The 1,618-nt window shown below is 35.3% G+C and carries 1 protein-coding gene; it reads left to right on the forward strand.

Translation table 11 applies throughout. The features are described 5' to 3' along the window. Positions 1-135: 135 nt before the first annotated feature. On the forward strand, positions 136-1,618 hold a 1,483-nt coding region (locus DW005_RS13535; protein WP_242989496.1), incomplete at its 3' end, for an IS1182 family transposase.

Consider the following 1,618-nt stretch of genomic DNA (forward strand, 5'->3'; position numbering starts at 1 on the left):
CAGACTGTAGACAAAGTCCACGACAAATGTCGTGGATTTTTCTCGTATTAAAGCACTGAAAAGTGCGATTTTTTAGCGACTTTTCGGTGCTTTTTTGGTATAATAGAAGTATAAAATACTAGGTGGTGATTTCATATGATGACTGAAAATGCTGATAAAAAGAGAGAACAAATTCATTTGTTATGTATGGATGAAATGGTTCCTAAGGATCATCTTCTTCGAATTATCGATAAAGCAATCGATTGGACTTTCATTTATGATTTAGTGAAAGACAAATATTCGCACGATACCGGTCGGCCCAGCATGGATCCTGTGACATTGATTAAAATACCTCTCATTCAGTATCTGTATGGAATCAAGAGCATGCGTCAGACAGTAAAAGAAATTGAAGTAAACGTTGCATATCGATGGTTTCTTGGTCTTGATATGACAGATAAAGTTCCACACTTTTCAACCTTTGGAAAGAATTATACAAGACGATTCAAAGATACCGACTTATTTGAGCAGATTTTTGCTCATATTTTAGAAGAATGCTACAAGTTTAAATTGGTTGACCCAACAGAGATTTTTGTAGATGCTACTCATGTAAAAGCCCGTGCAAACAGTAGAAAAATGCAAAAACGAATTGCTAAGGAAGAAGCTCTTTTTTATGAAGATATGTTAAAAACTGAAATTAATAAAGATCGACAAGAGCATCACAAAAAACCATTAAAAGATAAAGACGATAATAATCACCCTCCTTTGTCTGGCGGAGGAACTTCAAATGAAAAAACAATAAAATCTAGTACCACTGATCCGGAAAGTGGTTGGTTTCGTAAAGGTGAACATAAACATGTTTTTGCATACGCCGTTGAAACTGCTTGTGATAAAAATGGATGGATTCTAGGTTATACCGTCAGCCCTGGAAACTTACATGACAGCAGAACATTTAAAGGATTATATGATAAAATTAAAAATATTGGAATAAAAACACTTGTTGCAGATGCCGGATATAAAACTCCAGCAATAGCAAAGCTTCTTATAGATGATGGAGTTACACCACTTTTTCCGTACAAGCGTCCAATGACCAAAGAGGGATTCTTTAAAAAATACGAATACGCTTATGACGAATACTATGATTGCTATATTTGCCCAAACAATCAAGTTTTGAAATATAGTACAACCAATCGTGATGGATATCGTGAATATAAAAGCTGTGGAAATGTATGCGAAAATTGTTCATATTTATCTCAATGTACAGAAAGCAAAAATCATGTGAAACTGATAACACGACATATATGGGAAAATTATATGGAGCAATGTGAAGATGTTCGTCATACTTTGGGAATGAAAAAATTATATGAGCAAAGAAAGGAAACCATTGAACGAATCTTTGGAACAGCAAAGGAGAATCATGGTTTTCGTTATACACAAATGTATGGTAAGGCTCGAATGGAAATGAAGGTCGGGCTTACCTTTGCCTGCATGAATCTAAAAAAACTAGCAATGATGCTTCAAAAAAGCGGTAGGAAAGGCTGCTTAATATCGACTTTTTTATCATTTTGGGCGAACGATTGCTGCAAACAGAGAAAAAATGGTGCCAGGACAACAGTCCTAGCACCACTTTGTCTACAGTCTG

This window comes from Clostridium sp. AF36-4, from assembly GCF_003435975.1.
Taxonomy (GTDB): Bacteria; Bacillota; Clostridia; order Lachnospirales; family Lachnospiraceae; genus Eubacterium_F.